25 protein-coding genes are annotated in these 26,994 nt (G+C 55.5%); 11 read left to right on the top strand and 14 right to left on the bottom strand.

All coding sequences use genetic code 11. The features are described 5' to 3' along the window. Positions 1 to 41 precede the first annotated feature (41 nt). The 3 genes from AC2FFF_RS08490 to AC2FFF_RS08480 form a co-directional block, all read right to left on the bottom strand. Positions 42 to 821 carry a gamma-glutamyl-gamma-aminobutyrate hydrolase family protein gene (locus tag AC2FFF_RS08490; protein ID WP_281972789.1) on the bottom strand — a complete coding sequence of 260 codons (780 nt, stop codon included), beginning with the start codon at positions 819 to 821 and terminating at the stop codon, positions 42 to 44. Between the two features lie 220 nt (positions 822 to 1,041). Then, positions 1,042 to 1,467, bottom strand: coding sequence for a GlcG/HbpS family heme-binding protein (locus tag AC2FFF_RS08485; protein ID WP_271950308.1), 426 nt, complete (start codon positions 1,465 to 1,467; stop codon positions 1,042 to 1,044). Between the two features lie 25 nt (positions 1,468 to 1,492). Beyond that, positions 1,493 to 3,625, bottom strand: coding sequence for a malate synthase G (locus AC2FFF_RS08480; RefSeq protein ID WP_281972788.1), 2,133 nt, complete (start codon positions 3,623 to 3,625; stop codon positions 1,493 to 1,495). Between the two features lie 219 nt (positions 3,626 to 3,844). Between AC2FFF_RS08480 and pepN the strand changes: the two genes are divergently transcribed. From pepN to AC2FFF_RS08455, 5 genes are all read left to right on the top strand, one after another. Continuing rightward, positions 3,845 to 6,454, top strand: coding sequence for an aminopeptidase N (gene pepN / locus AC2FFF_RS08475; protein WP_496750670.1), 2,610 nt, complete (start codon positions 3,845 to 3,847; stop codon positions 6,452 to 6,454). Further along, positions 6,451 to 6,879, top strand: coding sequence for a hypothetical protein (locus AC2FFF_RS08470; RefSeq protein WP_496882916.1), 429 nt, complete (start codon positions 6,451 to 6,453; stop codon positions 6,877 to 6,879). Before pepN ends, AC2FFF_RS08470 begins: the two co-directional genes overlap by 4 nt. 177 nt (positions 6,880 to 7,056) lie before the next feature. Next, entirely contained in the window at positions 7,057 to 8,268 is a 1,212-nt protein-coding gene (locus tag AC2FFF_RS08465) for a hypothetical protein (protein WP_281972786.1), read from the top strand. Positions 8,269 to 8,338: 70 nt separating this feature from the next. After that, positions 8,339 to 9,850: an Asp-tRNA(Asn)/Glu-tRNA(Gln) amidotransferase subunit GatB gene (gene gatB, locus AC2FFF_RS08460; protein ID WP_271950243.1), complete on the top strand. Its 1,512-nt coding sequence runs from the start codon at positions 8,339 to 8,341 to the stop codon at positions 9,848 to 9,850. Between the two features lie 182 nt (positions 9,851 to 10,032). Further along, positions 10,033 to 10,464, top strand: coding sequence for a DUF4177 domain-containing protein (locus tag AC2FFF_RS08455; protein ID WP_271950245.1), 432 nt, complete (start codon positions 10,033 to 10,035; stop codon positions 10,462 to 10,464). A 55-nt stretch (positions 10,465 to 10,519) separates the two neighbouring features. On the opposite strand, the gene AC2FFF_RS08450 is transcribed toward AC2FFF_RS08455, so the two are convergent. Continuing rightward, positions 10,520 to 11,464, bottom strand: coding sequence for a glycosyltransferase family 4 protein (locus AC2FFF_RS08450; protein WP_496882915.1), 945 nt, complete (start codon positions 11,462 to 11,464; stop codon positions 10,520 to 10,522). 400 nt (positions 11,465 to 11,864) lie between these two features. Beyond that, positions 11,865 to 12,119, bottom strand: coding sequence for a BolA family protein (locus tag AC2FFF_RS08445; RefSeq protein WP_142634975.1), 255 nt, complete (start codon positions 12,117 to 12,119; stop codon positions 11,865 to 11,867). 107 nt (positions 12,120 to 12,226) lie between these two features. Between AC2FFF_RS08445 and AC2FFF_RS08440 the strand changes: the two genes are divergently transcribed. Then, entirely contained in the window at positions 12,227 to 12,853 is a 627-nt protein-coding gene (locus AC2FFF_RS08440; RefSeq protein ID WP_142634977.1) for a J domain-containing protein, read from the top strand. A 5-nt stretch (positions 12,854 to 12,858) separates the two neighbouring features. Here the strand turns inward: AC2FFF_RS08440 and AC2FFF_RS08435 are convergent, their stop codons facing one another. Beyond that, on the bottom strand, positions 12,859 to 13,761 hold the full coding sequence (locus AC2FFF_RS08435; protein ID WP_142634979.1) for a Hint domain-containing protein: 903 nt from the start codon (positions 13,759 to 13,761) through the stop codon (positions 12,859 to 12,861). 611 nt (positions 13,762 to 14,372) lie between these two features. On the opposite strand from AC2FFF_RS08435, the gene cobS reads away from it, so the two are divergent. After that, positions 14,373 to 15,356 carry a cobaltochelatase subunit CobS gene (gene cobS, locus AC2FFF_RS08430; protein WP_271950250.1) on the top strand — a complete coding sequence of 328 codons (984 nt, stop codon included), beginning with the start codon at positions 14,373 to 14,375 and terminating at the stop codon, positions 15,354 to 15,356. A gap of 93 nt (positions 15,357 to 15,449) precedes the next feature. Here cobS and AC2FFF_RS08425 read toward each other — a convergent pair whose 3' ends face one another. After that, on the bottom strand, positions 15,450 to 16,481 hold the full coding sequence (locus tag AC2FFF_RS08425; protein ID WP_281972783.1) for a hypothetical protein: 1,032 nt from the start codon (positions 16,479 to 16,481) through the stop codon (positions 15,450 to 15,452). Positions 16,482 to 16,732: 251 nt separating this feature from the next. Here AC2FFF_RS08425 and cobT point away from each other — a divergent pair, with 251 nt between their 5' ends. From cobT to AC2FFF_RS08410, 3 genes are all read left to right on the top strand, one after another. Beyond that, on the top strand, positions 16,733 to 18,610 hold the full coding sequence (gene cobT, locus AC2FFF_RS08420) for a cobaltochelatase subunit CobT (protein WP_142634986.1): 1,878 nt from the start codon (positions 16,733 to 16,735) through the stop codon (positions 18,608 to 18,610). Positions 18,611 to 18,662: 52 nt separating this feature from the next. Further along, positions 18,663 to 20,444 (top strand): aminopeptidase P family protein, encoded by a 1,782-nt coding sequence (locus tag AC2FFF_RS08415; RefSeq protein ID WP_281972782.1) that lies wholly within the window; start codon positions 18,663 to 18,665, stop codon positions 20,442 to 20,444. 65 nt (positions 20,445 to 20,509) lie between these two features. After that, positions 20,510 to 20,851, top strand: coding sequence for a DUF427 domain-containing protein (locus AC2FFF_RS08410; protein ID WP_281972781.1), 342 nt, complete (start codon positions 20,510 to 20,512; stop codon positions 20,849 to 20,851). A gap of 340 nt (positions 20,852 to 21,191) precedes the next feature. Here the strand turns inward: AC2FFF_RS08410 and AC2FFF_RS08405 are convergent, their stop codons facing one another. The 6 genes from AC2FFF_RS08405 to AC2FFF_RS08380 all read right to left on the bottom strand — a co-directional run bounded on the left by AC2FFF_RS08405 (position 21,192) and on the right by AC2FFF_RS08380 (position 25,437). After that, positions 21,192 to 21,473, bottom strand: a complete 282-nt coding sequence (locus AC2FFF_RS08405; RefSeq protein WP_142634991.1) for a hypothetical protein — start codon at positions 21,471 to 21,473, stop codon at positions 21,192 to 21,194. A 119-nt stretch (positions 21,474 to 21,592) separates the two neighbouring features. Continuing rightward, complete coding sequence (locus tag AC2FFF_RS08400; RefSeq protein WP_281972780.1) at positions 21,593 to 21,805, bottom strand: hypothetical protein; 213 nt, start codon at positions 21,803 to 21,805, stop codon at positions 21,593 to 21,595. 48 nt (positions 21,806 to 21,853) lie between these two features. Continuing rightward, positions 21,854 to 22,975 carry an alanine/ornithine racemase family PLP-dependent enzyme gene (locus AC2FFF_RS08395; RefSeq protein ID WP_281972779.1) on the bottom strand — a complete coding sequence of 374 codons (1,122 nt, stop codon included), beginning with the start codon at positions 22,973 to 22,975 and terminating at the stop codon, positions 21,854 to 21,856. After that, positions 22,972 to 24,171, bottom strand: a complete 1,200-nt coding sequence (locus tag AC2FFF_RS08390) for an N-acetyltransferase DgcN family protein (protein ID WP_281972778.1) — start codon at positions 24,169 to 24,171, stop codon at positions 22,972 to 22,974. The genes AC2FFF_RS08395 and AC2FFF_RS08390 overlap by 4 nt, the downstream gene beginning before the upstream one ends. Before the next feature lie 83 nt (positions 24,172 to 24,254). Continuing rightward, positions 24,255 to 25,094, bottom strand: coding sequence for a hypothetical protein (locus AC2FFF_RS08385; RefSeq protein ID WP_281972777.1), 840 nt, complete (start codon positions 25,092 to 25,094; stop codon positions 24,255 to 24,257). Next, positions 25,084 to 25,437 (bottom strand): hypothetical protein, encoded by a 354-nt coding sequence (locus AC2FFF_RS08380; protein ID WP_142635000.1) that lies wholly within the window; start codon positions 25,435 to 25,437, stop codon positions 25,084 to 25,086. The genes AC2FFF_RS08385 and AC2FFF_RS08380 overlap by 11 nt, the downstream gene beginning before the upstream one ends. Positions 25,438 to 25,583: 146 nt before the next feature. On the opposite strand from AC2FFF_RS08380, the gene AC2FFF_RS08375 reads away from it, so the two are divergent. After that, the gene (locus AC2FFF_RS08375) at positions 25,584 to 25,922 is read left to right on the top strand and encodes a hypothetical protein (protein WP_281972776.1); all 339 of its coding nucleotides are present in this window, start codon (positions 25,584 to 25,586) and stop codon (positions 25,920 to 25,922) included. A 287-nt stretch (positions 25,923 to 26,209) separates the two neighbouring features. On the opposite strand, the gene AC2FFF_RS08370 is transcribed toward AC2FFF_RS08375, so the two are convergent. Next, entirely contained in the window at positions 26,210 to 26,851 is a 642-nt protein-coding gene (locus AC2FFF_RS08370; RefSeq protein ID WP_142635002.1) for a cysteine hydrolase family protein, read from the bottom strand. Positions 26,852 to 26,994: the final 143 nt, after the last annotated feature.

Genomic DNA, 26,994 nt, shown 5'->3' with positions numbered 1-26,994 from the left:
AGCAAAGCGCCGGTCCCTTCAATCAGGGCCGGCGCAGGGACTCAGGCGGTTTGTTTAACCAATCCCGATCGCACTCCTGCGGACCAGTCGCGTGCCGCATCGCCAAACGCCTCAAAGAGCGGCCGCGAGACAGGGTCATTGACCGCGTCCCATTCCGGGTGCCATTGCACCGACAGCGTGAAACCGGGCGCGTCCTGCACATAAATCGCCTCGGGCGTGCCGTCTGGTGCAGCGCCGTCAATCACAATGCGATGTCCAACCGTTTTGATCCCCTGCCCGTGCAGCGTGTTGGTCATCACCTCGGCAGCGCCCATCAACCGATGAAACACGCCGCCCTCGGTCAGGCTGACCACATGGCGCAGGGCAAATTTTTCTTCCAACGTGCCGTCGGGTGGCATCCGGTGGTTCATTCGCCCCGGCAAATTCCGGATTTCTGGATAAAGTGTTCCGCCCATGGCCACGTTGACCTCCTGAAAGCCGCGGCAGATGCCGAAAAAGGGCTGCCCTCTTTCGACACAGGCCCGCACCAAGGGTAACGTGATCGCATCGCGAGCCCGGTCGAAATCACCGTGCGCTTCGGTTGCGGGTTCGCCATATTCCTCGGGGTGAACATTGGGACGCCCCCCTGTCAGCAGGAAACCATCACAGACCTCAAGCAGTTCCTCGACACAGACATACCGCGGGTCGGCAGGGATCAGCATCGGCAAGCAACCCGAGACATTGGCCACGGCGTCCGAGTTCATCGTGCCGCCGGCATGAGTCGGATATTGATCGTTCATCAAATATGAATTGCCGATGATACCGACGACAGGTCGAGCCATTATTCTTTCCTAGTTCTTTCCGCACGTTCTGGGAAAGGTATCGACAGGGTCACAGGCGCGCAATAGCACATAGCCTGTGTGTCAGCGCAAGTCTCTGTTCACCCCTGCACAACAAGGGGCCTGATCGGACCACCGCCGAATAGGCCCTATTCGCTTTGCGCGCCGCTTGTCCCTCGTAAAGATCGGAGAGCCTTTGCCGGCTCTCCGAGTTCACCAAAGGTCAAACTTCGCCAGTCAGCCCGGCCGCTTCGATCCCGGCCATGGCAGCGATGGCGTCGTTATCCGACGTGTCGCCGGTCACACCGACTGCGCCGATTACGGCACCTTTTCGGTCACGCAGCAGAACACCGCCCGGAACCGGCACGACCTGACCGCCATAAACACCGTTTACGGCGGCCATGAAATAGGCCTGCGCCTCGGCGCGTTGCATCTGGGCTGTGCCCGCCATCCCCAGCATGACCGAGCCGTAGGCCTTGCCCTGCGCAATCGCAAAACGACCAGGGGCAGCACCGTCTTCACGCTCAAACGCGATGACGTGGCCACCAGCATCAAGAACGATGACCGAGAGGGGTTTCAGCCCCAACTCGCGCCCTTTTTCAAGGGCTTTGCGGATAAGGGTACGGGCTTTGCGCAAAGAAATTACCATATTCGATCCAGTCATTTCTGTTGGGTTAAAGGCTGGCTTTCATCTCCAGTCGGCGGGCGTGCAGGACAGGTTCGGTATAACCCGAAGGCTGAACACGGCCTTTGAAAACCAAATCACAGGCCGCCTGGAAGGCGATCCCGTCGAAACCGGGAGCCATTGGGCGATACGCCGGATCGCTATCATTCTGCCGATCGACCACTACGGCCATTTTCCGCATCGCGGCCATGACTTGCGCCTCATCGACAGTGCCATGATGCAGCCAGTTGGCCAAGGCCTGAGACGAAATCCGGCAGGTGGCACGGTCTTCCATCAGGCCAACATCATTGATGTCCGGCACTTTCGAACAGCCAACGCCTTGATCGACCCAGCGAACCACATAGCCCAGGATGCCTTGCGCGTTGTTTTCGATCTCACGCGCAATCTCATCATCGCTGAGGTTTCGGCCGCCCAGCAAAGGCACGGTCAGCAGATCATCCAGCGTACCACGTGCGCCACCGGCAGCCAATTCGTCCTGGCGCTCTAGGACGTTGACCTTATGATAATGTGTTGCGTGCAGTGTCGCGGCAGTCGGCGACGGCACCCAGGCGCAAGTTGCACCCGATTTCGGGTGACCGATCTTGGCGTCCAGCATGTCACCCATACGGTCGGGCATCGCCCACATGCCTTTGCCAATCTGTGCCTTGCCCTTCAAGCCACATGCCAGACCGATATCAACATTGCGATCTTCATAAGACGCAATCCACGGCGTGTTCTTGATGTCGCCCTTGGGCAGCATTGGTCCTGCCTCCATCGAGGTGTGGATCTCATCCCCGGTCCGGTCCAGAAAGCCGGTGTTGATGAAGGCCACGCGCGATTTGGCGGCGCGGATACATTCCTTAAGGTTCGCCGAGGTGCGGCGCTCTTCATCCATAATACCGAGCTTAACGGTGTTGCGCGGCAGGCCGAGGATGTCCTCAACCATATCGAAAATTTCGACGGCAAAGGCAACCTCTTCAGGTCCGTGCATCTTGGGCTTTACCACGTAGACCGAACCAGTGACCGAGTTGCCGCCATCGCGCTGCAGGTCGTGCATCGCAATCAGAGTGGTGCACAGCGCGTCCATCAGACCTTCGCCGATCTCGCGCCCTTCGGCATCCAGAACGGCGGGGTTGGTCATCAGGTGCCCCACATTGCGGACCAGCATCAGCGACCGGCCCTTAAGAACACCAGCGCCACCGTCCGCCGCGGTAAAGGTCAGGTCATCGGACAGTTTGCGTGTAAAAGTCGTGCCGCCTTTGCTGACCTCTTCGGTCAGATCACCCTTCATCAGGCCCAGCCAGTTGCCATAGGCAACCACCTTGTCCTCGGCATCCACACAGGCGACTGAATCTTCGCAGTCCATGATCGTCGACAGCGCCGATTCAAGATGCACGTCAGCAATACCGGCCAGGTCGGTGGCGCCAATGGTGCTGGAAGCGTCAATCACGATTTTGACATGCAAACCGTTGTTCTTCAGCAGAACAAAGTCCGGGTTTTCAGCGGCACCGCCAAAACCCACAAACTGCGCTGCATCTGCCAGCGCAGGCACCAGAACCCCATTTTCAACGCGCAGTTCTGACATTTCAGCCCACGATCCGCTGGCCAGCGGGGCGGCATCGTCCAGAAACGCTTTGGCCCAAGCAATCACACGTGCTCCGCGCGCATCATCATAACTACCACCGACGGGAAGATCGCCCATCGCATCGGTGCCATAAAGCGCGTCATACAAGCTGCCCCAGCGCGCATTGGCAGCGTTCAGTGCAAAACGCGCATTGGTAATAGGAACCACCAGCTGAGGACCGGGAATCAACGCGATCTCGGGATCGACATTGTCGGTTTCGATCTGAAAATCCCCGCCTTCAGCCACCAAGTAGCCGATCTCGCGCAGGAAATCCTGATAGGCGACAGCATTATGCGGCTGGCCATTGTTTTCCAGATGCCAGGCATCGATGCGCGCTTGGATATCGGCCCGCTTTGCCAAAAGTGTACGGTTCTTTGGACCCAACTCGTGAACCATTTGCGCAAGCCCGTTCCAGAAGGTGTCAGCCGCAACGCCTGTTCCAAACAGAGCATGCCCTTCTATGAATTCGGTCAGAATCCCGTCGACCTTGAGTCCGCTCCGCATCTGTCTGCTGCTCATGCCACATTCCCTCGTATGTACGCCGTTGTATACAGGCCCCAATTAGGGCGGATATTTCCGATAGGCAACATGTCTTGGTCAGTTTGGGTCTTTGGTCGTCAGGCCACTTCGACATCGACAGATGCTTATCGCCTATTGAGCAAGCTTACTTGCACCGCTTGCAGCCCATCGCAGCAACCCATAACGTCGCGCCTGATACCAACCCATTCGAGGCCACCGATGCGCGACGCAGCCCCCACGACGATCTATCTGAAAGACTACACACCGTTTGGTTATCTGGTGGACAGCGTACATCTGACCTTTGATCTGGCCCCAAATGCGACCCGAGTGACTTCGCGCATCGCCTTCCGGCCCAATCCTGATGCCTTAGACCGTCAGTTTTTCCTGCATGGTGAGCAACTGAAACTGATCCGTGCTACTGTTGACGGGGTTGAGATCACTCCAGACGTCACAGAGACCGGCCTGACAGCGGTTGTCCCCGACGCGGCATTTGTCTGGGAAGCCGAAGTCGAAATCGACCCAGGCAACAACACTGCGCTTGAGGGGCTCTACATGTCGAACGGCATGTATTGCACCCAATGCGAGGCCGAGGGGTTTCGCAAGATCACCTTCTATCCCGACCGGCCCGACGTGATGTCGATCTTCACCGTACGCATTAACGGCGCGTTGCCGGTTCTGCTGTCGAACGGCAACCCGACCGGCAAGGGGGATGGCTGGGCCGAATGGAATGACCCCTGGCCCAAACCCGCCTATCTGTTCGCCCTTGTCGCAGGCGACCTGATTACACATCCCGGTCAGTTCACAACCAAATCGGGCCGCGAGGTTGAACTGAACCTGTGGGTGCGCCCGGGCGATGAGGGAAAATGCGCCTTCGGTATGGAGGCGCTGAAGAAGTCGATGAAATGGGACGAGGACGTCTATGGCCGCGAATATGACCTGGATGTCTTTAACATCGTCGCCGTCGATGATTTCAACATGGGGGCGATGGAAAACAAGGGTCTGAACATTTTCAACTCGTCCGCCGTGCTGGCCAGCCCTGAGACATCCACCGATATGAATTTCGAACGGATCGAGGCGATCATCGCGCATGAGTATTTCCACAACTGGACTGGCAACCGCATCACCTGCCGCGACTGGTTTCAGCTGTGCTTGAAAGAAGGTCTGACGGTGTACCGCGATGCGCAGTTCACCTCGGACATGCGCTCGGCCCCGGTCAAACGTATCCACGATGCCATCGACCTGCGGGCGCGCCAATTCGCCGAGGATAACGGCCCGCTTTCACATCCGGTAAGGCCAGAGAGCTTTCAGGAGATCAACAACTTCTACACCGCGACGGTCTACGAAAAAGGCGCCGAGGTGATCGGCATGCTGAAACGTCTGGTAGGTGACGAGGCCTATGCGCAGGCGCTGGAGCTGTATTTTGATCGGCATGACGGTCAGGCCTGCACCATCGAGGACTGGATCAAGGTGTTTGAAGACACCACAGGTCGCGACCTGACCCAGTTCAAACGCTGGTACAGCCAGTCTGGCACCCCGCGCGTATCGGTGACCGAAGAATGGACTGATGGCATCTACACCTTGACGCTGAGACAGCGCACCGACCCGACCCCCGGACAGTCAGAAAAACTGCCGCAGGTTATCCCCGTTGCGGTCGGGCTGATCGGCGCGAACGGGGATGAAACCATGCCCACAACCATTCTGGAGTTCACGCAGGAAACCCAAAGCTTTGCTTTCGTATACACAGTAGAAGGCTGGCGCTTGCAGGGTTGCGAAGGACCGGAACGCGTGTCCGGTGCCAATCCGCCCAAACCCACGGCCTCAATCCTGCGCGATTTCTCGGCCCCTGTGATTCTGGAACATGACCAGAGCAGCGCTGAGCGGGCCTTTTTGCTGGCTCATGACAGCGACCCGTTCAACCGCTGGCAGGCGGGGCGATCTTTAGCCGAAGACACGCTGATCAAGATGATCTTGACGGATGCGGCACCGGAAACGGATTACCTCGATGGCATCCTCGCCGTATTGCGCGACAGCGATCTTGACCCGTCTTATCGTGCCTTGATGCTGGGGTTGCCGTCCCAATCTGAACTTGCTGCGATGATGCATGAACAGGGTGTCACGCCCGACCCGGTGGCCATTTGGACCGCTGTTGAAACGCTGCGGCAGGTAACGGCCCAGCACGTTCAGGATCTGCTGCCCCGCCTGCACAGCGAAACCAGCATCGAAGCCGCCTTTAGCCCGGACGCAGAACAAGCCGGCCAGCGGGCTCTGGGTGGGGCCGCACTGGCGTTGACCTCACGGCTGGACGGGGGTGCAAAAGCGGCCGAGGATTATCAGCGCGCCGATAACATGACCCTTCAGCTTTCGGCTTTGTCCTGCCTGTTGCGTGCGGGCAAAGGGGAACAGGAACTGAACGCGTTTTATGACCGGTGGCAAGATGACCGGCTGGTGATGGACAAATGGTTCGGCCTGCAGGTGGCGATGTCAGCCCCGGCAGAGACTGCAGATATCGTAAGCCACCTGACCGGGCATCCGGATTTCAACTGGAAGAACCCGAACCGTTTCCGGGCTGTTCTAGGGGCATTGGCGACGAATCACGCCGGTTTCCACCGTGCTGATGGAGCTGGTTATTCTCTGCTGGCGGACTGGCTGATCAAACTGGATCCGGTCAATCCGCAGACCACGGCGCGGATGTGTTCGGCATTCCAGACGTGGAAGCGGTATGACGCAGATCGCCAAGCCCTTATCCGCAACCAGCTGACCCGCATCGCCGAAACGCCAGACCTTTCACGGGACACGACCGAAATGGTGACGCGCATCCTGAACGCATGACCCCCTATTCCTATACACGGCATAACAGGTCACCGCAGGTCATCGCCATTCTGCTGTCGGTCTATTCCGCGCTGGCGGTGTTGTTCATCGCCTTTGATGCCGTCTGGTGGCTGATTGGCCTGCTGGCCCTGTTCACCCTGCCCGCATTATGGGACTTTGCACAAAACACCCGTTCGGGGCTCCGGCTGGATCAGGATGGGCTGCGGTGGTTCTCGGGGCAGCGCGAGGCTGGCGTAAGATTGAGCGAAATCGACCATGTGCGTCTGGATACACGCTGGGATTTCTCGGTGCGCATGTCGCTGGTGCTGACCTCGGAAAAGCGGATTCGCCTGCCCGATGAGTCGACCCCTCCGCATAAGGAACTCGAGTCCCGCCTGAAAGAGGCTGGTCTAAAGGTTGAACGGCATCATTTCGGCCCATTTTGAAACGATCCCGAGCCTCAGGGCGCATTGACCGGAACAAAGCGACAATAAGACGGTTGTAGCTTGAATTTGAGCCAAATAGAGGCCAGTCTTTAAAGCTAGGTTACGATTTTTTTTGTTTCGAGTGTAAGCATGTTCCGGTTTCTGATGGCCCAAAAGGCCCGCGTTCCACATCCATCCTTGAAAGTTGCGTCAGATTTCGACGCCGCCGATGCAGTGCTGGCCGCTGCTTTGCCAGATCAGGGTTCGGTAAATATCCCCGTCGCAAATGTCTCGGCCAATGAACTGATCGGTCAGGACGTCATCGAACTTGGCCGCGATCTGGCCCGCCAGGATCGGTGGGCAGACCTTTCTGCAAAGATGCGTGCCGCCGATGAAGCGCGCGAAACTGCGCCCGATGGGATGCCAATCGCGGATTTGCTGGCATTCGGCGCTCGGTCCGATGTAGTGCTGGCGGTCGAACACGCTCTGTCCGATTATCGGGCATTGTCAGACTATGATCTTCTTGGCGGAATTTCTGAGCTAGAGGATGAAATGCGGGCGCATGAGGATGATCCGATGATCGCCCTTGTTGTGGCTATGGCGCATATTGACCTGGCCTGGGCGTGGCGCGGCACTGCGACAAACGCAGTTCTTCCCCCCTTGCACCGGTCTCGCTGCACCGCCCATTTCGACCGCGCGGCCGATATCCTGCCAAAATGCCGCGAAGCCGCGCCCAACAATGCGCTGGTTGCGGCTGTTGGCTGTGCTCTGCTGGCAGGTCAGCGCAAGTCCAATCTGCGCGTGGCTGATCAGTATGAACAGTTGATTACGTTGGACCCGCATAACCAACGCCATATGCGTGCAATGGGCACTCATCTGCTGCCACGCTGGTTCGGCAGCTATGAAGAGCTTGAGGTTCAGGCCCTGCGCAATGCAGCCCGTACCCATGACCTTTGGGGCGCCGGTGGCTACACTTGGGTCCAGTTTGATGCCATCGCCCTAGACGACGAAGCCTGCGCACGGCTGGATATCGAATACTTCCTGCAGGGTTTGCACGATATACTGCGCAACCGCCCCGACCAGCAGATGGTCAATATGCTGGCTGCCTATTGTGCGATAACCATCCAGAACGGCCTTGGGGGGAATGAAAAGGCCGACGCGGTGCGCGCTCAGATCCACGACGCGGCCAACTGGCTGATCCGTGATCACCTGACCGAACTGCATCCGCTGATCTGGGCCCATGCGGCACAAGGGTTCAATAACTCGGTCCGCATCAACTCGCCCGAACGGTTTGCAGCCCGCGGGCACCGCGATGCGTTGCGGGCAATCGGCGACCTGTTTCGCGAGGAACTGCGCAGCGGCATGGATGTGACCTTTACTCCGACAGGGTTGCACCTGTCCGGACACTGATTCCCCCTTGCCCCTTTGGCGCGCCGGGCCTAATACGCAGGCTTAGACTTCTGCGGAAATGAGGCGCGCCATGCTCGACCTGACATACGAAATGCCTAAGCCCAAAACCATTGCCGGGGCCAAGCACGATTGGGAACTGGTAATCGGGATGGAGGTGCATGCGCAGGTCTCGTCCAATGCCAAGCTGTTCTCTGGCGCGTCGACCCAATTCGGGGCCGAGCCGAACTCGAACGTGGCCTTTGTGGACGCGGCAATGCCGGGGATGCTGCCGGTGATCAACGAATATTGCGTCGAACAGGCCGTGCGCACTGGGTTGGGCCTGAAAGCCGATATCAACCTGAAATCGGCTTTTGACCGCAAGAATTATTTCTACCCCGACCTTCCGCAGGGTTATCAGATTTCCCAGCTTTATCAGCCTATTGTCGGCGAAGGTGAAGTTTTGGTCGAGATGGGCGACGGCACCGCGCGCATGGTGCGGATCGAACGCATCCACATGGAACAGGACGCGGGCAAGTCGATCCACGACATGGACCCGCATATGTCCTTCGTCGACCTGAACCGAACCGGTGTTTGCCTGATGGAGATCGTCAGCCGCCCCGACATTCGCGGCCCGGAAGAGGCCGCCGCCTATATCGCCAAGTTGCGTCAGATCCTGCGCTATCTGGGCACCTGTGATGGCAACATGCAGAACGGCAATTTGCGGGCAGACGTGAACGTCTCGATCTGTTTGCCGGGGGCCTATGAAAAGTATCAGGAAACACAGGATTTCTCGCATCTGGGCACCCGTTGTGAGATCAAGAACATGAACTCGATGCGCTTCATCCAGCAAGCCATTGAGGTCGAGGCCCGCCGCCAGATCGCCATCGTCGAAGGTGGTGGCAAGGTCGATCAGGAAACCCGCCTGTATGACCCGGACAAGGGCGAGACGCGTTCGATGCGGTCCAAGGAAGAAGCGCATGACTATCGCTACTTCCCTGACCCTGACCTGCTGCCGCTAGAGATCGAGCAGGCCTGGGTTGACGACATCGCCGCCAACCTGCCCGAGCTGCCTGACGATAAAAAAGCGCGTTTTATCAGCACGTTCGGACTGACGGACTATGACGCATCGGTGCTGACAGCTGATGTTGAATCGGCTGCCTATTTCGAAGAGGTCGCGCAGGGTCGCAATGGCAAACTGGCTGCAAACTGGGTCATTAACGAACTGTTTGGCCGCCTGAAAAAGGAAGATCACGAGATCACCGACTCGCCGGTTTCACCTGCACAGCTTGGCGGCATCATCGACCTGATTTCCTCGGACGCGATCTCGGGCAAGATCGCCAAGGACCTGTTCGAAATCGTCTATACCGAAGGCGGAGATCCGGCGCAGATCGTCGAAGACCGCGGCATGAAGCAGGTGACGGACACGGGCGCGATCGAGGCCGCTTTGGACGAGATCATCGCCGCCAATCCGGCACAGGTCGAGAAGGCCAAGGTAAACCCGAAACTGGCCGGCTGGTTCGTTGGTCAAGTGATGAAGGCGACTGGTGGCAAGGCCAATCCCAAGGCCGTCAACGAGCTGATTGCCAAGAAACTGGGATCGTAGATCTTTCGATTTTACTGATTTCGGCGGCGGGACTTTAGCCTTTGCGCAAAGTCCCGCCGCTTGTCATTTGTGGCACCAGGCCCGCACCAGCAGATGTGCCGGAATTCGCCCGCCGCGCTATGATGACTTTCCCATTGTGATCAACCTGCTAGATTACCCGGAACTTACAGGTAGGAATTCCGATGCCCCGCTACGAATACAAAGTTGTCCCTTCCCCCCAAAAGTCTGCCAAGACCAAGGGTGAAAAGTCAGCCGAGAGACGTTTCGCTGCTTCTATTGAACAAGTGCTAAACCAGATGGGGCAGGATGGCTGGGAATATCAACGCGCCGAGTTGTTGCCCAGCGAGGAACGCTCCGGCCTGACCGGCAGCACCGTGAACTGGCGCAATGTGCTGATATTTCGCCGTGAAATTGATGTGCCTGTTGCCCCGACACCTGGCCCGACCGAAACGAAGGATGGCGTTGCTCTTGCTCAACCTGTTCCTGGTCCCGATACCGTTCAGGCCCCGGCCCCCATTGCAGAACAGGCCAAAGAGCCGCCTTTGTCGCTGAAAGGTGCTGAAACAGAAAAATCGGAAGACGAAACTGCAGAGACTGAAGGTCAAAAAACCTGATTGCCCTAACCGGGCCTGTCAAAAAAAACGGCTGTCAGGAGTAGCGTTTTGAATCTCAGCTCGTGACGTCGCGAATTAGCGTGTCCCATTGGGCAAAGACCTGATCTGGGGACAGATCGGCCTTTAGCGTAGGTGACACCTTGGACATCTGCGCCCTGAGGTCGGGTTCATGGATCAGCTTCAGCACTGCCTGTTCCAAACCACTGACATCGTTGACGGGAACCAGATATCCGTTCCGTCCGTTTTGAATAAACTCTGACGGACCGTAGTCGCAATCGAAAGACACGACCGGTATCCCGCTGACCGCCGCCTCAGCGACGACATTGTGAAACCCTTCGAACCGCGAGGTCGCTACCAGAATGTCCGCACGCTGCGCCCATTCCCCGACCTCGATCGTATTGCCCGGCAGCCGAGCAACCGACTGTAGCCCCAGATCATCGCGCAGTTTCTGCAGATTTTCCCGCTCGCTGCCCTCACCATAGATAATCAGCCTGGTATCTGGAGCTTGGGAATGAATGCGCTGCATCGCCTGCAGCAGCATGTCGAACCCCTTTTGCCTAACGAGGCGGCCAACTGCGACCAGTTGCACACCCCGCCTCGTGCCAGAGGATTCAACTCGCTCAAAGGGGAGGATCGGGTTCGGAATAACCATCCCCTTCTTGCGCAAAGTGAAGGGAAGATCCGCCAATCCGCGATGTGTCAGCCCGACAACCTTTGCTGCCTTTATCCCCGCAATCCCCTGAAGCGGTGCCCAAAGGGGATGTGCGTCCTGTCGCAGCGGATTGTTGCGTTCAGAAATGATAACGGGAATCCCGGTTCCAACGCTGGCCAGAAGAGTCTGAACATTCACCTTGGTCAGGAATGAGATTACAACGTCCGGTCGGAATTTCTTTATGACAGAGCGGATATGCGTAATACGTGACGCCTGTCCCGTCGCCTTTTCTGCAACGCTGAGTTCAACATCGAGATGCATCGGGAAATAGGGACCATCGGTCGGCATCTGAAAACCGGTAACGTGAACAGCACAACTGCGCCGGGCAAAATGCCCTGAAACCATGGCGATTACTTTCTCTGCCCCCCCAGGCCCAAATCCAGCCTGCACAAAAAGAACTCTCAAAACCAAATACCTGAAAAACATCCCGTCAATGGAGGGTAGATTAGGGCCCGCGTTCGAGCAACTGTTATGCATGGAATGTTTTCACATTCAGACTGAATTTCCTGATTTGTTGCCATCACTGCAAGAAACCGGTCGAAATCACCAAAACACCGAAAAATTACCGACCGGCTTTCACCTATCCAACCCGCGACCCTGTGCCAATCTCTGAACGATCACGGCAAAACCCGCGAATTGTCTTCGCTGCAGGGGTGCGACCGTTCCGGGCCGCGTTACAAAAGCCTGCCTAAACACCGATATCCAATGCCAAAGCATGGATCCGCGGCACGATATCTCCAAGCGCTTTGTGCACTGCGCGGTGGCGGGCAACGCGAGATTGCCCCTCGAATGCAGCCGCGCGGATTCGGATGTTGAAATGGCTTTCACCACCTTCTTGGAATCCGGCATGCCCGCGGTGGCTTTCGCTGTCGTCAACGATTTCAAGCTCATGTGGATCAAACGCCGATTGCAGGCGGCTTCGCATTTCTTCGGTCACGGTCATTTTTACGCTCAGCGGCAAAAATATTACCGCCCCCCTCTTCTACTTTCGGCTGCTTAGACTAAACTGCTGCCTCCGAGTCGAGAAGATGCGTTCTTAAGGATCATAGCATGACGAAATCAGACCCATTTGGATTCGATATGTCCGTCTCCAGCGCGAAGAAAAAAAACCCGCGTGGACGGCGTGGTATGTCTGGCGCGTCTGAAACTTCGGTGCGAATCTGTGACCATGAGGGCTGTGAAGAGCCTGGTAAATTTCGGGCCCCGAAAGCACCGGATGTTTTGGATGATTTCTTCTGGTTCTGCCAGCAGCATGTGCGCGAGTATAACCAGAAATGGAATTTCTTCGACGGCACGACCGAGGCCGAAATGAATGCTCAACAGTCTAAGGACAAAGTCTGGGAGCGTGAAACCAAACCCATGGGCGATCCCGAGGCACGTGCCTGGGCCCGTTTGGGAATCGAAGACCCGCACCAGGTGCTGGGCGCGAACAGTACCCAGAACAAAGGGCGCACTACAGGCGGAGGCGGCCGCCGCCTGCCCCCAACCGAACGTCGCGCTATCGAGATTCTGGAAGCCAATGACAGCTGGTCCAAGGCCGAAATCCGAAAGACCTATAAAAAGCTGATCAAGGTGTTGCACCCCGATATGAACGGCGGCGACCGTTCTCAGGAAGAGCAGTTGCAAGAGGTTGTCTGGGCGTGGGATCAGATCAAGGACAGCCGGAATTTTAGGTAGTGGGTTCAGTGCGCGAACGTATCGCGTAACGCAGCAGCTTCGGGGCGTTTTAGGCAACGTACGCGCGTTTGCTCAAAAGCGGGTGCCGCGTTTCGCAGTTCGGGAAATAGCTCACGGAGTTCCTCGGCATCTTCCCGATCGAAGGACATCACCGCCATTTCACCTAAAAACAAACTTTCAGTTGGCAAACCATTCGACAACAGTATCGCGTGGCGACAGCAAGCAATATGGTAGTATGTAACGGGATCATAAGTATTTACTTGGCGAATTGTATGATCGTTAACGAGATGAACTGCCGCGGCGAAAACTTTTGGCTCTCCAAACAGCAACTCTGCGCGCCAACCCTCCACGACAATCCTATGTTGTGGAGAAACGTACAAATCTCGGTCAGGCAGTCCTTTTCCGAATGCACCTTTCTGAATGCAAACCGGACGTAACTGGGGGTTTCGCTTCAAAGCTTCTGCCTGCAGGGTCTTCTCTCCGATCCACTCGATGCGTAGCAGTTCACCACTGGAAGCACGCACTTTGTCACCAACAGCGAGTTCCTCAACAGCGCGACAGCCACTTTCAGTTTCAATCAATGTCCCTTTCACGAAACACGGCACCGTTCCAGCGGGCAACCTAACGGTTACCCCAATCGAGGCATTGTTGCCATTTCCAGGCCCGCTGGAGGCTCTGACGATCAAACTCAGAGTTGTATTTGGGGGAACAATAACCCCCGGCTGCAGGTCCACTGTTAGTAAACCAGCACTGGAAATCGTAACCGAGTAATCTGAAGGGGAAAGAAGTCCGTCATCTGTTACAGATACAAACCAAGATGCTGGCTTGCTGGAGTTGTAGTCCACAGAAAATGTGTCCGTGTTCGGAGGAAAGAAAATCCTCGTTGGACCGGTAATTACTAAAGCCATGGCAACCTTTTACTTAAACTAAGTCCAAAATAGTGTACCACCTCCACAACACATTTCAATATCTGCACGTGACGAGCCGCAAGTTGTGACGATTTCTTGTGGCATTTGCCCGAGGTCACTTTCCCGTTCGCCGAAAGTGTTGCCCTGCCTAGTTTCTACACGTCCTTAGGATGACGCTGAATCCAGAAACTGCCATCTCGACGTCTGGTATTGCCAACTGACAGTTCTGGCTCGCGACTAGCAAAGAAATCTGCTGTGTACTTGAGCAACTTGCAAAAAGCCCCATGAGACCATTTTTCATATGTCTGATAAGGTCATTTTCAACATTTGGATTATTGAATACTTACCTGCATACAGCATTTCCGACACATGGATCGGCATGTGCGTCCGAACAGGCCGCAGTGCCTTTGTTGACAAACGCGGCTTGACCTGCACCTGGTACGCGTCGCGACCAAGGATCGCCCGCGCGTCAATAGGGCCAGTTTGAAAGAAAAACCTGCTCACCTTTCCAAGGGGGCCGCTTTCCCTTGCCCTTATCTGCAATATGTTGCACCACACACGGGTTCAGAAGCCCGCGCGGGGGCCGCGGTATAAGGATAAGGACGACAGGCATGGATTGGCCGATTGACGCAAACGCAAAACCAACAGAAGAGATTTCGGTCCGAGATGTGTTCGGCATCAATTCTGACATGCAGGTCAAACGCTTTTACGAACAGACAGAACGGGTTCCCGAGATCGACCCCACATATAAGTTCGACCCAGATACGACGCTGGCAATCCTCGCAGGGTTTACCCATAACCGCCGCGTGATGATTCAGGGTTATCACGGCACCGGTAAATCGACCCATATCGAGCAGGTCGCTGCGCGACTGAACTGGCCGGCCGTGCGCGTCAATCTGGACAGCCATATCAGCCGGATCGACCTCATCGGCAAGGATGCGATCAAGCTGCGTGATGGCAAACAGGTCACGGATTTCCACGAAGGAATTCTGCCCTGGGCTCTGCGTAACCCTGTTGCTATCGTCTTTGACGAATACGATGCCGGGCGCGCAGACGTGATGTTTGTGATCCAGCGCGTTCTGGAAACCAATGGCAGCCTGACTCTGCTGGACCAGAACGAGATTCTGACCCCGCACAAATATTTCCGCCTGTTTGCCACCGCCAATACTGTTGGCCTGGGTGACACGACCGGCCTGTATCACGGCACACAACAGATCAACCAAGCCCAGATGGACCGTTGGTCTCTGGTCGCGACGCTGAACTACCTTAGCCATGACGCAGAAACGATGATCGTTCTGTCCAAAGCGCCGCATTACAACACTGCCGAGGGCCGCAAGATCGTCGCTCAGATGGTCACCGTTGCCGATCTGACTCGGACAGCATTCATGAACGGTGATCTTTCGACCGTGATGAGTCCCCGGACCGTGATCAACTGGGCCCAAAACGCCGAGATCTTCCGCAATGTCGGCTATGCTTTCCGCCTATCCTTTCTGAACAAATGCGACGAGCTGGAGCGCCAGACAGTAGCCGAGTTCTATCAGCGGTGTTTTGACGAGGAACTCCCGGAAAGCGCTGCAAGCACCAGCTTGGGATAACAAAATATACGGAATTTCCGGGGGCTTGTGCGTGGCACAGGCTTTCGGAAGCTCTTGCAGGGCCACATCATCAAAAGCTATGAAAGTTAGCTTTTATGCATTATTGGCCAAATGTGCCTGTGCAACTTCTTGAGCCGCATCTGGAGCCAACAATCCATCGTCGTCAAGTTTCCAGATTCCAATGTGATTGTCACAGAACTCGCGAAGATGACCGCGTTTACTGACGTCTTCCGCCAATTTGGTTAAACTATCCGCCGCCTCTGTGAAGTTATGCATGGCATAATCATCAAAGTCCTGGGTTTTCCACGGCCGATCATCGCCGAAATGAAACGTCAGACTGACATTCTTGAGCATCAGCATTCGTTTCGAGTGCGCAGCGAGATTGAATAGCATTGGCTGTATGACCCCAGACATCCCGAGGCAGGAATCTGTGCGAACAAATTGATCGAAAACTTCTTTGGAAAAAACAAAGCAGTCGAAACCCGGATGCTGCATACCAACCTCGCCCATAGACAGGGGGTCATGGGAAAACCCATGCGCATCGCCAAATGTCCGACGATTGATCGTGATGGCATCGAAACCACCCGCAATAAGCTGACGTACCGCGCCATAAAAATAGGGCTGAAGACAAATATCTGCATTAGTGTAGATTACAAAATCTCCGGGTTTAGCAACGGATGCACCCTTTTCCAGAACATCAAACAAAAGTGGCAAAGGCCGAGGAATTCGAAACGTTCCGACATCCAGAACCGTGCGTTCCAGTTTTGTCGCAACTTGCAGGCCGTAATGGGCTTGAATCAGATCTTCGTCCCCATGCACCGGAACCTGCACCAAAGTTGTTTCACCTTCACCAGCCAACGGATCTGATTTGGCAGTCACCATGCTATCCAACGTAGCGCGCTGGACATCATTCATCGCTCCGTCGACAGAAAAGAAATTGACGATATGAACTAGGTTGATTGGGTCAGGATCTTTGTATTTGGGATCGAAAACGTGAACTATCTCACTTAGCGGCGTTGAGGGTGACTGACAGAAAACATTCTCGGCTAACCAGCCCGAGGGCTGTAATTCTATGGTCTGTCTTTTGATCCCGAACAATTTTCGAAATTGTCTTCTGAGTCCCATTAAACCGTCCCAAACAAATAACTATATCACGCGTTCGTGTACCGTTCGTTTTGCATTGTACTGACGGAAAAGTCACCCCCAGTTAGAATCACAGGCCACGCAGAAGCCGGGCGTTGCCTCTTTTCTACAGGTCTGGCGTTTTTGCAATTCGGGCGTGCCGCTGATTACCCGGAAAACAAGGCCGACCCTATGGTCAAGACCTATGATTGGCTCTAGGTTGCCCGAGTAGAACAAGACCGGACCTGCCACCGATGAGCAAACCCAAAGACAACCCCGCTGATCCGTTCAAGAAAGCTCTGGCCGAAGCCACCAAAGTGATGGCCGACGATCCGGAACTTACGGTGAGCTATACGGTCGACCCGTCGGGCCTGTCGGGTGAGTCGATGCGGTTGCCTCAGGTCTCGCGGCGCATGACGCGGGAAGAGGTTCTGTTGGCGCGCGGGACCGCGGATGCTTTGGCTTTGCAGCGACGCTATCACGATGATGCTACTCATAATCGCTATGCGCCTCCAGGTGACATGGCCCGCGATCTGTACGAGGCGATGGAGGTTGCCCGGTGCGAAGCGATGGGTGCGCGGGACATGCCAGGCACTGCGTCCAACATCGACGTCAAGATCGGGCACGAAGCGATCCGGCGTGGGTATGATCAATGCAAACAGCCAGCTGACGCGCCTCTTTCGGTGGCCGCCGGCTATCTGATCCGGCATCTGGCCACTGGTCGCGACCTGCCGCCTGCGGCTGACAATGTCATGAACCTGTGGCGCGGGTTTATCGAAGATCAGGCAGGGGGCGTACTGGAGAACCTTGACGAGGTGCTTTCGGACCAGGCCGAATTCGCCAAGTTTGCACGCCAGATGATCAAGGATCTGGGCTATGGCGATCAGCTGGGCGATGACCCGGATGAGCTGGACGAAGATCAGGAAGATCAGGCCGAAGACGACGCCGAAGAACAGCCCGACCCCGACAGCACCGGTCAGGATGATCAGGACGAACAGGACGCGGATGCGACCCCTGAGCAGTCACAGGAAGAACAGCAGGATCAGTCTCAGGCCCAAGTCTCCATGGATGAGATGGCCGAGGATGAAATGGGAGAAGAGGCCGAGATGCCCGAGGGCGAGGCCCCGCTGGAGCCGCCTGCCCCTCCGCCTGCATCCGATGCTGATCCCGACTATAAGGTCTACCTGAGCACCCATGACGAAGAGATCGCCGCCGAGGATCTGGCGGAGCCCGCTGAGCTGGAACGCCTTCGGGCCTATCTGGATCAACAGCTAGAACCGCTGAAAGGTGCCGTCAGCCGTTTGGCCAACAAATTGCAGCGCCGGTTGCAGGCGCAACAGAACCGCAGCTGGGAGTTCGACCGCGAAGAAGGCATTCTGGACGCGGGCCGTCTGGCGCGTGTTGTTGCAAGCCCAACCACACCGCTGAGCTTTAAGGTCGAGAAGGACACTGAGTTCCGCGATACGGTGGTGACGCTGCTGTTGGATAATTCGGGCTCGATGCGCGGGCGACCTATTTCGATCGCGGCGATCTGCGCGGATGTTCTGGCACGCACGCTGGAACGCTGCAACGTCAAGGTCGAGATTCTGGGCTTTACCACGCGAGCGTGGAAAGGCGGGCTGGCGCGCGAAGCCTGGCTGAACGATGGCCGCCCACAGCAGCCCGGTCGTCTGAACGATCTACGCCATATCATCTACAAAGGCGCGGATGCCCCGTGGCGACGCGCCCGGCCCAATCTGGGGCTGATGATGAAAGAAGGGCTACTGAAGGAAAATATCGACGGCGAGGCGCTGGAATGGGCGCATCGCCGGATGACGGCACGGCGCGAGCAGCGCAAGATTTTGATGGTAATCTCGGACGGGGCGCCGGTCGATGATTCAACGCTCAGCGTGAACCCAGCAAACTATCTGGAAAAGCACCTGCGCGATGTGATCGGAATGGTCGAAAAGCGCAAGATGGTGGAATTGCTTGCCATCGGCATCGGCCATGACGTGACCCGGTATTACGACCGCGCCGTGACCATCACGGATGTCGAGCAACTGGCCGGAGCCATGACCGAGCAACTGGCCGCTCTGTTTGACAGTGATCCGCGCGCACGAGCGCGGGTGATGGGAATGAAGAGAGTAGGCTGAATCGCCTTTTCCATGACATGGCGTCGCGCGCTCCAACTGATAGAGGTATGACATGTTTCAGTCCTTCGCCGTGACCGCACGGCCGGAACAGGGCCCGCCCCGGCTGGCCGATCTGCGGACCGAATTGGCACGCGACGGGTTGGACGGTTTCTTGGTCCCGCGCGCGGATGTGTATCAAGGCGAATATGTGGCCCCGCGCGACGAACGGCTTGCCTGGCTGACCGGGTTCACAGGTTCGGCCGGGTTCTGCGTGGTTTTGGCAGATAAGGCCGGCGTCTTCATTGACGGACGATATCGCACGCAGGTCAAAGCGCAGGTCGCCGCCGATTACACACCTGTTCCATGGCCCGAGGTCAGCCTTGCCGCGTGGCTAAAGGAACAACTCCCGCAGGGTGGTCGGGTTGGCTTTGATCCGTGGCTACATTCGGCGGGTCAGATCGCGAAAACGCAGACCGACCTTGAAGGCCGAGATATTACACTGGTGCGCAGCGACAATCTGGTGGACCGGGTTTGGCGGGATCAACCCGATCCACCAATGAACCCGGTAAAGCTGCACCCGATCGAATTCGCGGGCGAAAGCGCAGACAGCAAAATTGCGCGTCTGGCGCAGTCCCTGCAGGACGCGGGCTGTAGCGCAGCGGTGATTACCCTGCCCGACTCGATCATGTGGTTGTTGAACATTCGGGGCTCCGATATCGGGTACAACCCGGTGGCGCATGGGTTTGCTATACTGCATGCGGATGGCCGCGTGGATCTGTTCATGGCGCACCAAAAGCTGAACTTGGCGATGGCCGATTCAGTCACAGTTCATGCGCCGGACACGTTTTTGACGGCTGTCGCAGCGCTTGACGGGAAGGTTCAGGTTGATCTTGGTACGCTGCCACAGGCGGTGGCCGATGTGCTAGAGGGGCAGATGGTCGATGGCGGCGACCCTTGTGCGCTGCCCAAAGCCTGCAAGAACCCTGCCGAAATCGCAGGCAGTGCCGAGGCACATCTGCGCGATGCTGTCGCTGTGATCGAAACGCTGTTCTGGCTGGATGCGCAAGCCGCTGGCGATGTTACGGAAACGCAGGTGGTCACTCGGCTTGAGGAGAACCGGCGCAAGGATAATGCCCTGCAGGATATCTCGTTCGATACGATTGCAGGGACAGGACCCAATGGCGCGATCATGCATTACCGGGTGACCGAGGAAACCGACAGCCTGCTGCAAGACGGTCATATCCTGGTGCTGGACAGCGGCGGACAATATTTGGATGGCACGACTGATATTACCCGGACCATTGCTATCGGCAATGTGGGTGAAGAAGAAAAAGCCTGCTTTACTCGCGTGCTGAAAGGCATGATCGCCATGTCTATGCTGCGCTGGCCTGCCGGGTTGGCTGGACGTGATATCGAATCCGTGGCGCGTATTCCCCTATGGGCAGCGGGTCAGGACTTTAATCACGGTGTCGGGCACGGCGTCGGTGCCTATCTGAGTGTGCATGAGGGCCCTCAGCGTCTGTCCAAAGCCAGCCATGAGCCCTTGCTGCCGGGCATGATCTTGTCGAATGAGCCGGGTTACTACCGCGAAGGTGCGTTTGGAATCAGGATTGAAAACCTTTTGGTGGTGCAATCTGCCCCTACCCTGCCCAGTGGTGACGCGGAACGTCCCATGTTGGAATGGCGCACATTGACCTATGTCCCTATCGACCGACGCTTGGTTCTGACCGATATGCTGACGGCAGTCGAACGCGACTGGCTGAACGCATATCACCGCGAAGTTGCCGAAAAAGTTCGACCAAGGCTGGGAGATGACGCCCAACTGTGGTTGGATGCCGCAACCGCACCGATCTGACACCGCATCGTTACATATACCGGGCAGTGGACAAGCGGGAAACCGGACCAGAGGAAAGAGCAAAGATGACCGAGATCACCATTCGCAAGACACCAGGCAAATGGAGCGTCCGTTCAGGAGGCGCCATTCTGGGTGAAACCACAAATGCTCTGGAATTGCTCGAGGGCAATCTTGATCCGGTCATCTATTTCCCTCGTACCGATATCGCGATGGCATTTCTGGATGTTACCGACAAGGTCACGCAGTGCAAACACAAGGGCCAAGCCACGCATTTTTCGATCGTCAACAAATCCTCGGTCACTGAAAACGCTGCTTGGAGCTATGAAGACCCGATCCATTCTGCCTTAGACATCAAAGGCCATGTCGCCTTCTACCCGCTTGATTCCGTGAAGGTCGAACAAATCTGACGCATGTCCCAGATGCGCAATACCTCTACTCAATCGAGTTGTTGCACAATATGAAAGGCCAGATCGCTTTGGCCTTCACGTCAAAATCTGGATCGAAGTAAGTGAACGATCCTTTACGCTGGATACCACGAAAGTATCAAACGAGCCCGACCTGCACCTTGGGATTTCTCGCTGCACCTACACTAAAAACTGCTTTTTTCCGGTATTCATGGCGCAGTTTCTTGGCAAAACCCACGCCCAAAATGGTCTGTTTTTCTGGCACCAAATAGATTTGTTTTTGGTCGATCTAATGCCGCAAACAAGGTGAGTTTAGAGAGTTAAACTGAAGCCTGCTCAAGATCTAAAACTCATCAAATTCCGGAACATTTCCAAGCCTAATGATGAAGCTTGGCGCCCCGACCTCGCCACTGTTCGGGTCCTCACTGACCATGTAGGCATCAGCGCCAGCGCAATCGTCGGATAGCGCTTCCCTTTCTGCTCTGTTTTGTGCCTCTGCCGCCGTGGAATATTCAAATTGCTTACCAATTTTCAAGTTTCCTTGCCCTCCGCGACCGGGCTTATTTTCCACATATGTCTGGCAGATATAGTGAATTTTTTCTGAGCTCTCATCTGAGATTGTCATGGCAGTATCCGTAAAATGAGTATGGGTGCGATTGATGCATGGGAAAAACAATGCTCGCTAGCCGCTTTGTTCGTGTTTCGATCATTCCAGTCGCGCAAAAAGAAGGGGCGACAATCCTGTCACCGCTTTTTGACGGGCTTCGGCGGACAGGCTTCAGATAGTGTATTCGCATCCCTTTCGAGCCGAGTTTTGCGGAGCCGGGCATTCTTGATTTGTCTTTGCTCTGCTTCTTCGTTGACCATTTCTCTAACGATCCGCGTTGTTTTGTCCATCGGTGTTTCCGCCTTGGGAACGTGTGCATTGAAGACAGTTTTTTTTGTCAGCTTTGCCAATGGTTATTCTCCTAACCGTTTTCAACGGTGCATTTATCAGTTGAGTGTTCAAATCGATGCCAGGTGATTGCCTGATCCTTGAGAGACATGCGCGTGTCGTGAATGACTGCCACGGAGCAACTTTGTCTTAACGTCAGGAGCGGACATAGCATTCATCAACGCACTATAGTTCATTTGGAACTTCATTTCCGATCCTACGCTATGCGTCGAATGGTAAGTGCCAACGACAAGATGATCGCTTGTTGCACCAATAAGCCTGTATCCAGGGGGCATCGAAAGCCCCAAAATGTCCGTATCTTGCTGACCAACGGCCAGAATTATTTGTGTGCTCTGTCCGCTTTTCGGGACGAGGTGAAGTCTTTTGAATACCGGATCGCAGATGCTCTGAGGGTGAGATGCAGGTTTGGACCCTGTTTCAATTACCTCAGCGACAAGCGTGAAGGCATCCGTATACATCCCGCCTATCTGATCTCCGGAAACCGGATCAACGCCCAGAAGTATTGCTTCCCCCAGCCTTAGATCATTGATGCGACAAACTGGGTGTCCGCCGAGGGCCCAAGGAAGGTTGGCCGAGTTTCCGCCAGATACAGTGTGAAGGAAGGGACCACACTGCCCCTCTGTTTCATTCGCCAGGTCAGATAGGGCCTCCATATCTGCAGCATTCGGGGCAATCCCCCCCAGACATGCAAAGTTCGCTCCGATGCCTTTCAGCGTAACGCCGGGCATGTCCACCACTTGCTGTGCAACTGAGCCGAGGTCTTTTGGCATGATCCCTTCGCGCAGATCGCCCATCTCAACCATCAGGATAATGCCGTGAATGCAGTCTTTCCGGATCGCGGCGGCGGCCAGAGCGGTAATCACGAGGATTTCTGTATTGTAGCTCGCCTCACAGTATTGGATGACCTGATCGACCTGGCTCAGCGTTGGTGTACGGATCAATGTGATCGGGCATGTCATGCCCGCGTTGCGTAACCTTCGCACGTTACTAAGCCGCGCTTCCGCAAGCCCCACAGCGCCGCCGTCGAGCATAGCCTGAGCGATGGCTGGATGCCCGCACACTGCCTTGGTCACACCGGTGACACCGATGCCGCGTGTCTTGAGGCGCTCGACAACAGTCTTCGCATTGTGACGTATCTTGCTCAGATGCACCTCAATGCGAGGGGTACTCATATCGCAGCCACGGGTGTGGAGTGACGTAACCCAGGGTAAGCGGCAACAACCATTGCAAGCAAATGCGAAGCCGGCCGGCTGAGTACATCCGTTACAGGCAGCCCGAGTATTTGTGACTGTGCGGCGATCGTGTCGGTTACCTCGGCCTCGGACATCCCCTCATGATTGAGCGTGACACCAATGACCTTTGTGTCAGCAAATGCTTCGATTAGGGCAATCTCACTTGCAGGCTTGGGCATCGGCATATTGGGAAAGTCACAGCGATGCGCGCGCTTTGGAGCGTGCTGGAGGATTACGGCGTCCGGCTGGCTGCCCCGCAGGATAAAGGCGGATGTGCAGAATGCCGGATGGCTCAACGCCCCTTGACCTTCGATCAATATGACATCGGGTCGTTCAGACTCGGAAGCGTCGACGATCGCGCCTTCAAGTTCGCCGCAACAGAACTGCGGTGGTACGGCATCCATTGCCACCCCATATTTTGCACCCTGCATCAAACCTGTCTGGCCCGTACCAACAAGAACAGTCTTGATGCCTCTTGTGTTCAAGGCACGGGCTAAAACAGTCGCTGTTGTCCGCTTTCCGATGGCGCAGTCGGTCCCAAGAACCGCTATGCGCAGTGCTTTCACACCAGAAATACTCCCATCGAACAGGCGCATATCCTTGCTGGGTTTAGGTTTGCGAATATCTCGGATGGTGACTTTGCGTTCGGCCGCAAAAGAGGCGATTTCTGGATCATCGCCCAGATACTCATGCAATCCACTGACGATGTTCATACCAAGTGATATCGCGTCGAGAACAACGTCACGATCTGTCGATGAGAGCCTGCCCGTAGATGGTGCCATCCCGTAAATGAGGGTATCCGGGATTACAGCTTCATGGACAACAGCAGCGTCCAGACTTCTGAAGACCGGAATGTGGTTTACAGTATCGTCAAGAACCAACCCGCTGTCTTTGCCGTCGTGATCGCTATCTATGACAGACAGGATCCTATAGGCCTCTGAATGGCGAACGAGGCCATTTGCAGTTTTGCCATCCGCCTTGGCAAAGTTACCTTGGCAATAGACAATCGCAGTTGGCGGCAAGATGATCTGAGTGGCAGAAGTTGATCTTATGGGTTCGTCGCTGGTAAATGGCGGCGCCTGCGCCCCGCTAACAGGACGACGGATCGTGTTTGCCACGTTAAAGTCGGTTTTCATGATGTTTCCTTTGTGTGGTCGACACCCAAGGCAACACGGTCGTCACCATCGGATACCAAAGTCGAAATAGTCGCGCCGCGCGCTCAGTTATCGAGAACGCACAGACCTTTAGATGACTTGAAATTCTTGTTGCAGTTCCAACGGTTTCCGGACCTGTCAAGATGGGCATTCGCAGGAAGCTCTATTGTTTCGCAATTCACACCTGAGGTCGCGTATCCCCGCTCGCACTTCCATCCCGTGCCGTACGTTGCATCGTCCAAGTAGGCATGTTCAGGGATCACGACGGCCGCGCACGTGCCATCCTTTACAAAATATCCACGTTCACATGTCCAGGGTTGGCCGTATCCTGATGAATTCAAATACGCGTTAGCCGGGACCACAATGGCGACGCAACGGTCGTCCAATGCTTCGAACCCACGTTTGCATTCCCACGCGGGTCCATAGGTCGTATCAGCCAGATAAGCGTTTGCGGGTACGACAATTTCTTGGCACGTATCGTCGATTTTGAGAAAACCGCGAGAGCAATGCCAGCGTTCACCTGATGAATCAAGGAATCCGCCATCGGGTACAATCACCGCAACACAGGTCGCTTCATCGTTCTCGCGAAAACCATGAAGACATTCCCAACCTAAACCATAGGTACGGTTGGTCGGATAGGCATTTTCTGGCACTACGACAGCTGCGCAGACGTCGCCACTCAACCTATACCCGGCGTTGCATTTCCAACCGTCACCGTAACTCGTTGCAGTGGCATTTTCTGGCACCGATTGCGATGTAGATTGAGCGAATGCAGGCATCGAAAATAAAAGCAAAGCACAGAGTGTAAACCCAATCAGCACCGCACTCATCTGAATGCCTAGTGACAGATTTGCGCGCCAAGTCGTCCGAAAGAGTTGCGGCATTGCCTTTGCCTTATGATCCATCCAGCTCAAGCCCCGCGATACAGGCATCTGCGAGGTCGCGGCTTGGCGAATCTGACCCCGGCAGTGTTGCCCAACCTGTATCCATCATGGCCTTGCGGCGGTTAAAGCCAGAGGCCTCTTGCAGTGTTTCGATTATTTCTTCGCGCTTGGGGTCAGCGGTTGACCTATTCAGGCAGACCGGCACCATCGCAAGCGTTACTTCTTCGCTAGCATGGTCTTTCGCCAACTCTTGAGCGCTGCCGCTGGTTGTCCATCCGCCCCAGGTAAAGCCAAGGATTGAGACCGCAACCGCACCACACAAAGCACCGTAGATGCCTGGTTTCGTCCATTCTGGAAATGTCATTTTGGATCCTCTGGCGGAGAAAGCGCCGCCTCGCTGTTTTATGTCTTTCTGCGCAATCTTGATCTTGCGCCCGGGCCAATCCCAGGACGCGATGGTCGATAGGCGCAGTTCTTGCCTATCGGAAGCTCATTTGATCAACGGTTGCGTTGTGGTTTATTGGCAAGCCATCGGTGCGTCTGATCACCACAAACGGATCAACTAACATCACAAGCGATGTGGTCGTGCGCGATAACATCGGCAACTTTCCCAAACATCAAATCCAAGTAGAGGACGTGACAGCTGAATTTTCATGGTGGAAGAACTTAGTTCACTCTAGCAGGCGATACGCCTGGGCTGCAGAAAACCAGAACTTTAGTGTTCCCTATGTAACCACTTGGAGCCGCAATTACAACGCTCGTGGCCCTACCGCTGTTCCCAAGGCCCCGATACCGATCAAAAAAATGGTTTCAAACTGGCATTTACTTTGTGTATCGGCAAATCCGTGACCACTTATGTAGCCTTTTTACTATGTCACTCTGAAACTGGCATTCGCTGCATCAAGGAAAACATGTGGTGAGGGCAGATAATGCTTGGACGTTTTACCGAAAAGTGTGGGTTTGTCTCTGATCTCACATGCTGTTTTGAGTGTGCCTCGCCAATTATTTCTGAGCGATTTTTTGGATGATGACAGGTTGGACTGACGCGCAGGGAAAAATCGGAATTTGGCGAGAAAACGGGTGTGGGTAACGCCTGAGACGCGCCGTCAAACGGATCGGCTGGACGCCTCACCGACCTAGCCACGACCGATTTCGTCAAGCAATTCGGCTGTCGTCACCTGCCGGCAGTAGCCTTTGATCGTTTTCAGGGAATTGTCGTGACGCTCTTGCGTGTAGGTCATGCAGGCATCCGTCACTTGGGTGACCAGATAGCCCAGATCACAGGCATCGCGAATTGCGCTTTCGACGCATTGATCGGTCACGATCCCTGCCAGCACCAATTGCTTAATGCCGAGATTGCGCAGCACGTAATCTATGTGGGTCGAGACAAAGACTGAAGACGAAGATTTTGGAAACACGATCTCATCATCGGCTGGTGCCAGTTCGTCGATCACCTTGCCGTCCCAGGATCCTTTGGGCACGTTGAAGCCCGTGATTTTGTAATCCAGAGATCTGTCGCGCCCGTCTTTGGTCAGACTTTCAATCGTTGTATAAAGAACCTCGATTCCCGCCGCGCGAAATCCCTTTTGCAAGGCTTGCATATTAGGTACGATACGGGATTTCAGCTGCTCAAAAAACCAGCCAAACTTTGCGTCAAAATCGGCATTTGTCAGCCCTTCGAATTCGGCACCATCCCTGTGGGCTGCAAAGTTCTGCACGTCAATAAATAGCAATCCCGATTGGTCATGTTCTAGTGGAAGATCGCGGGTCAATTCCATGCCTGTCTCTGCTTTCAAATGTTTGCCCAAGAGGTCTAATTTTATGAATGAGGGCGATCATGACGTCCACACTAAAAGAAAATAAAATTCCAAAGTCAACTCAATTTAGATTGACAGAAAATATTTTTCCACCACCATATAGC

The organism is Ruegeria sp. YTSA226 (assembly GCF_059609905.1).
Note: the sequence above shows the minus strand (reverse complement) of the source record. Positions and strands in the feature narration are given on the sequence as shown.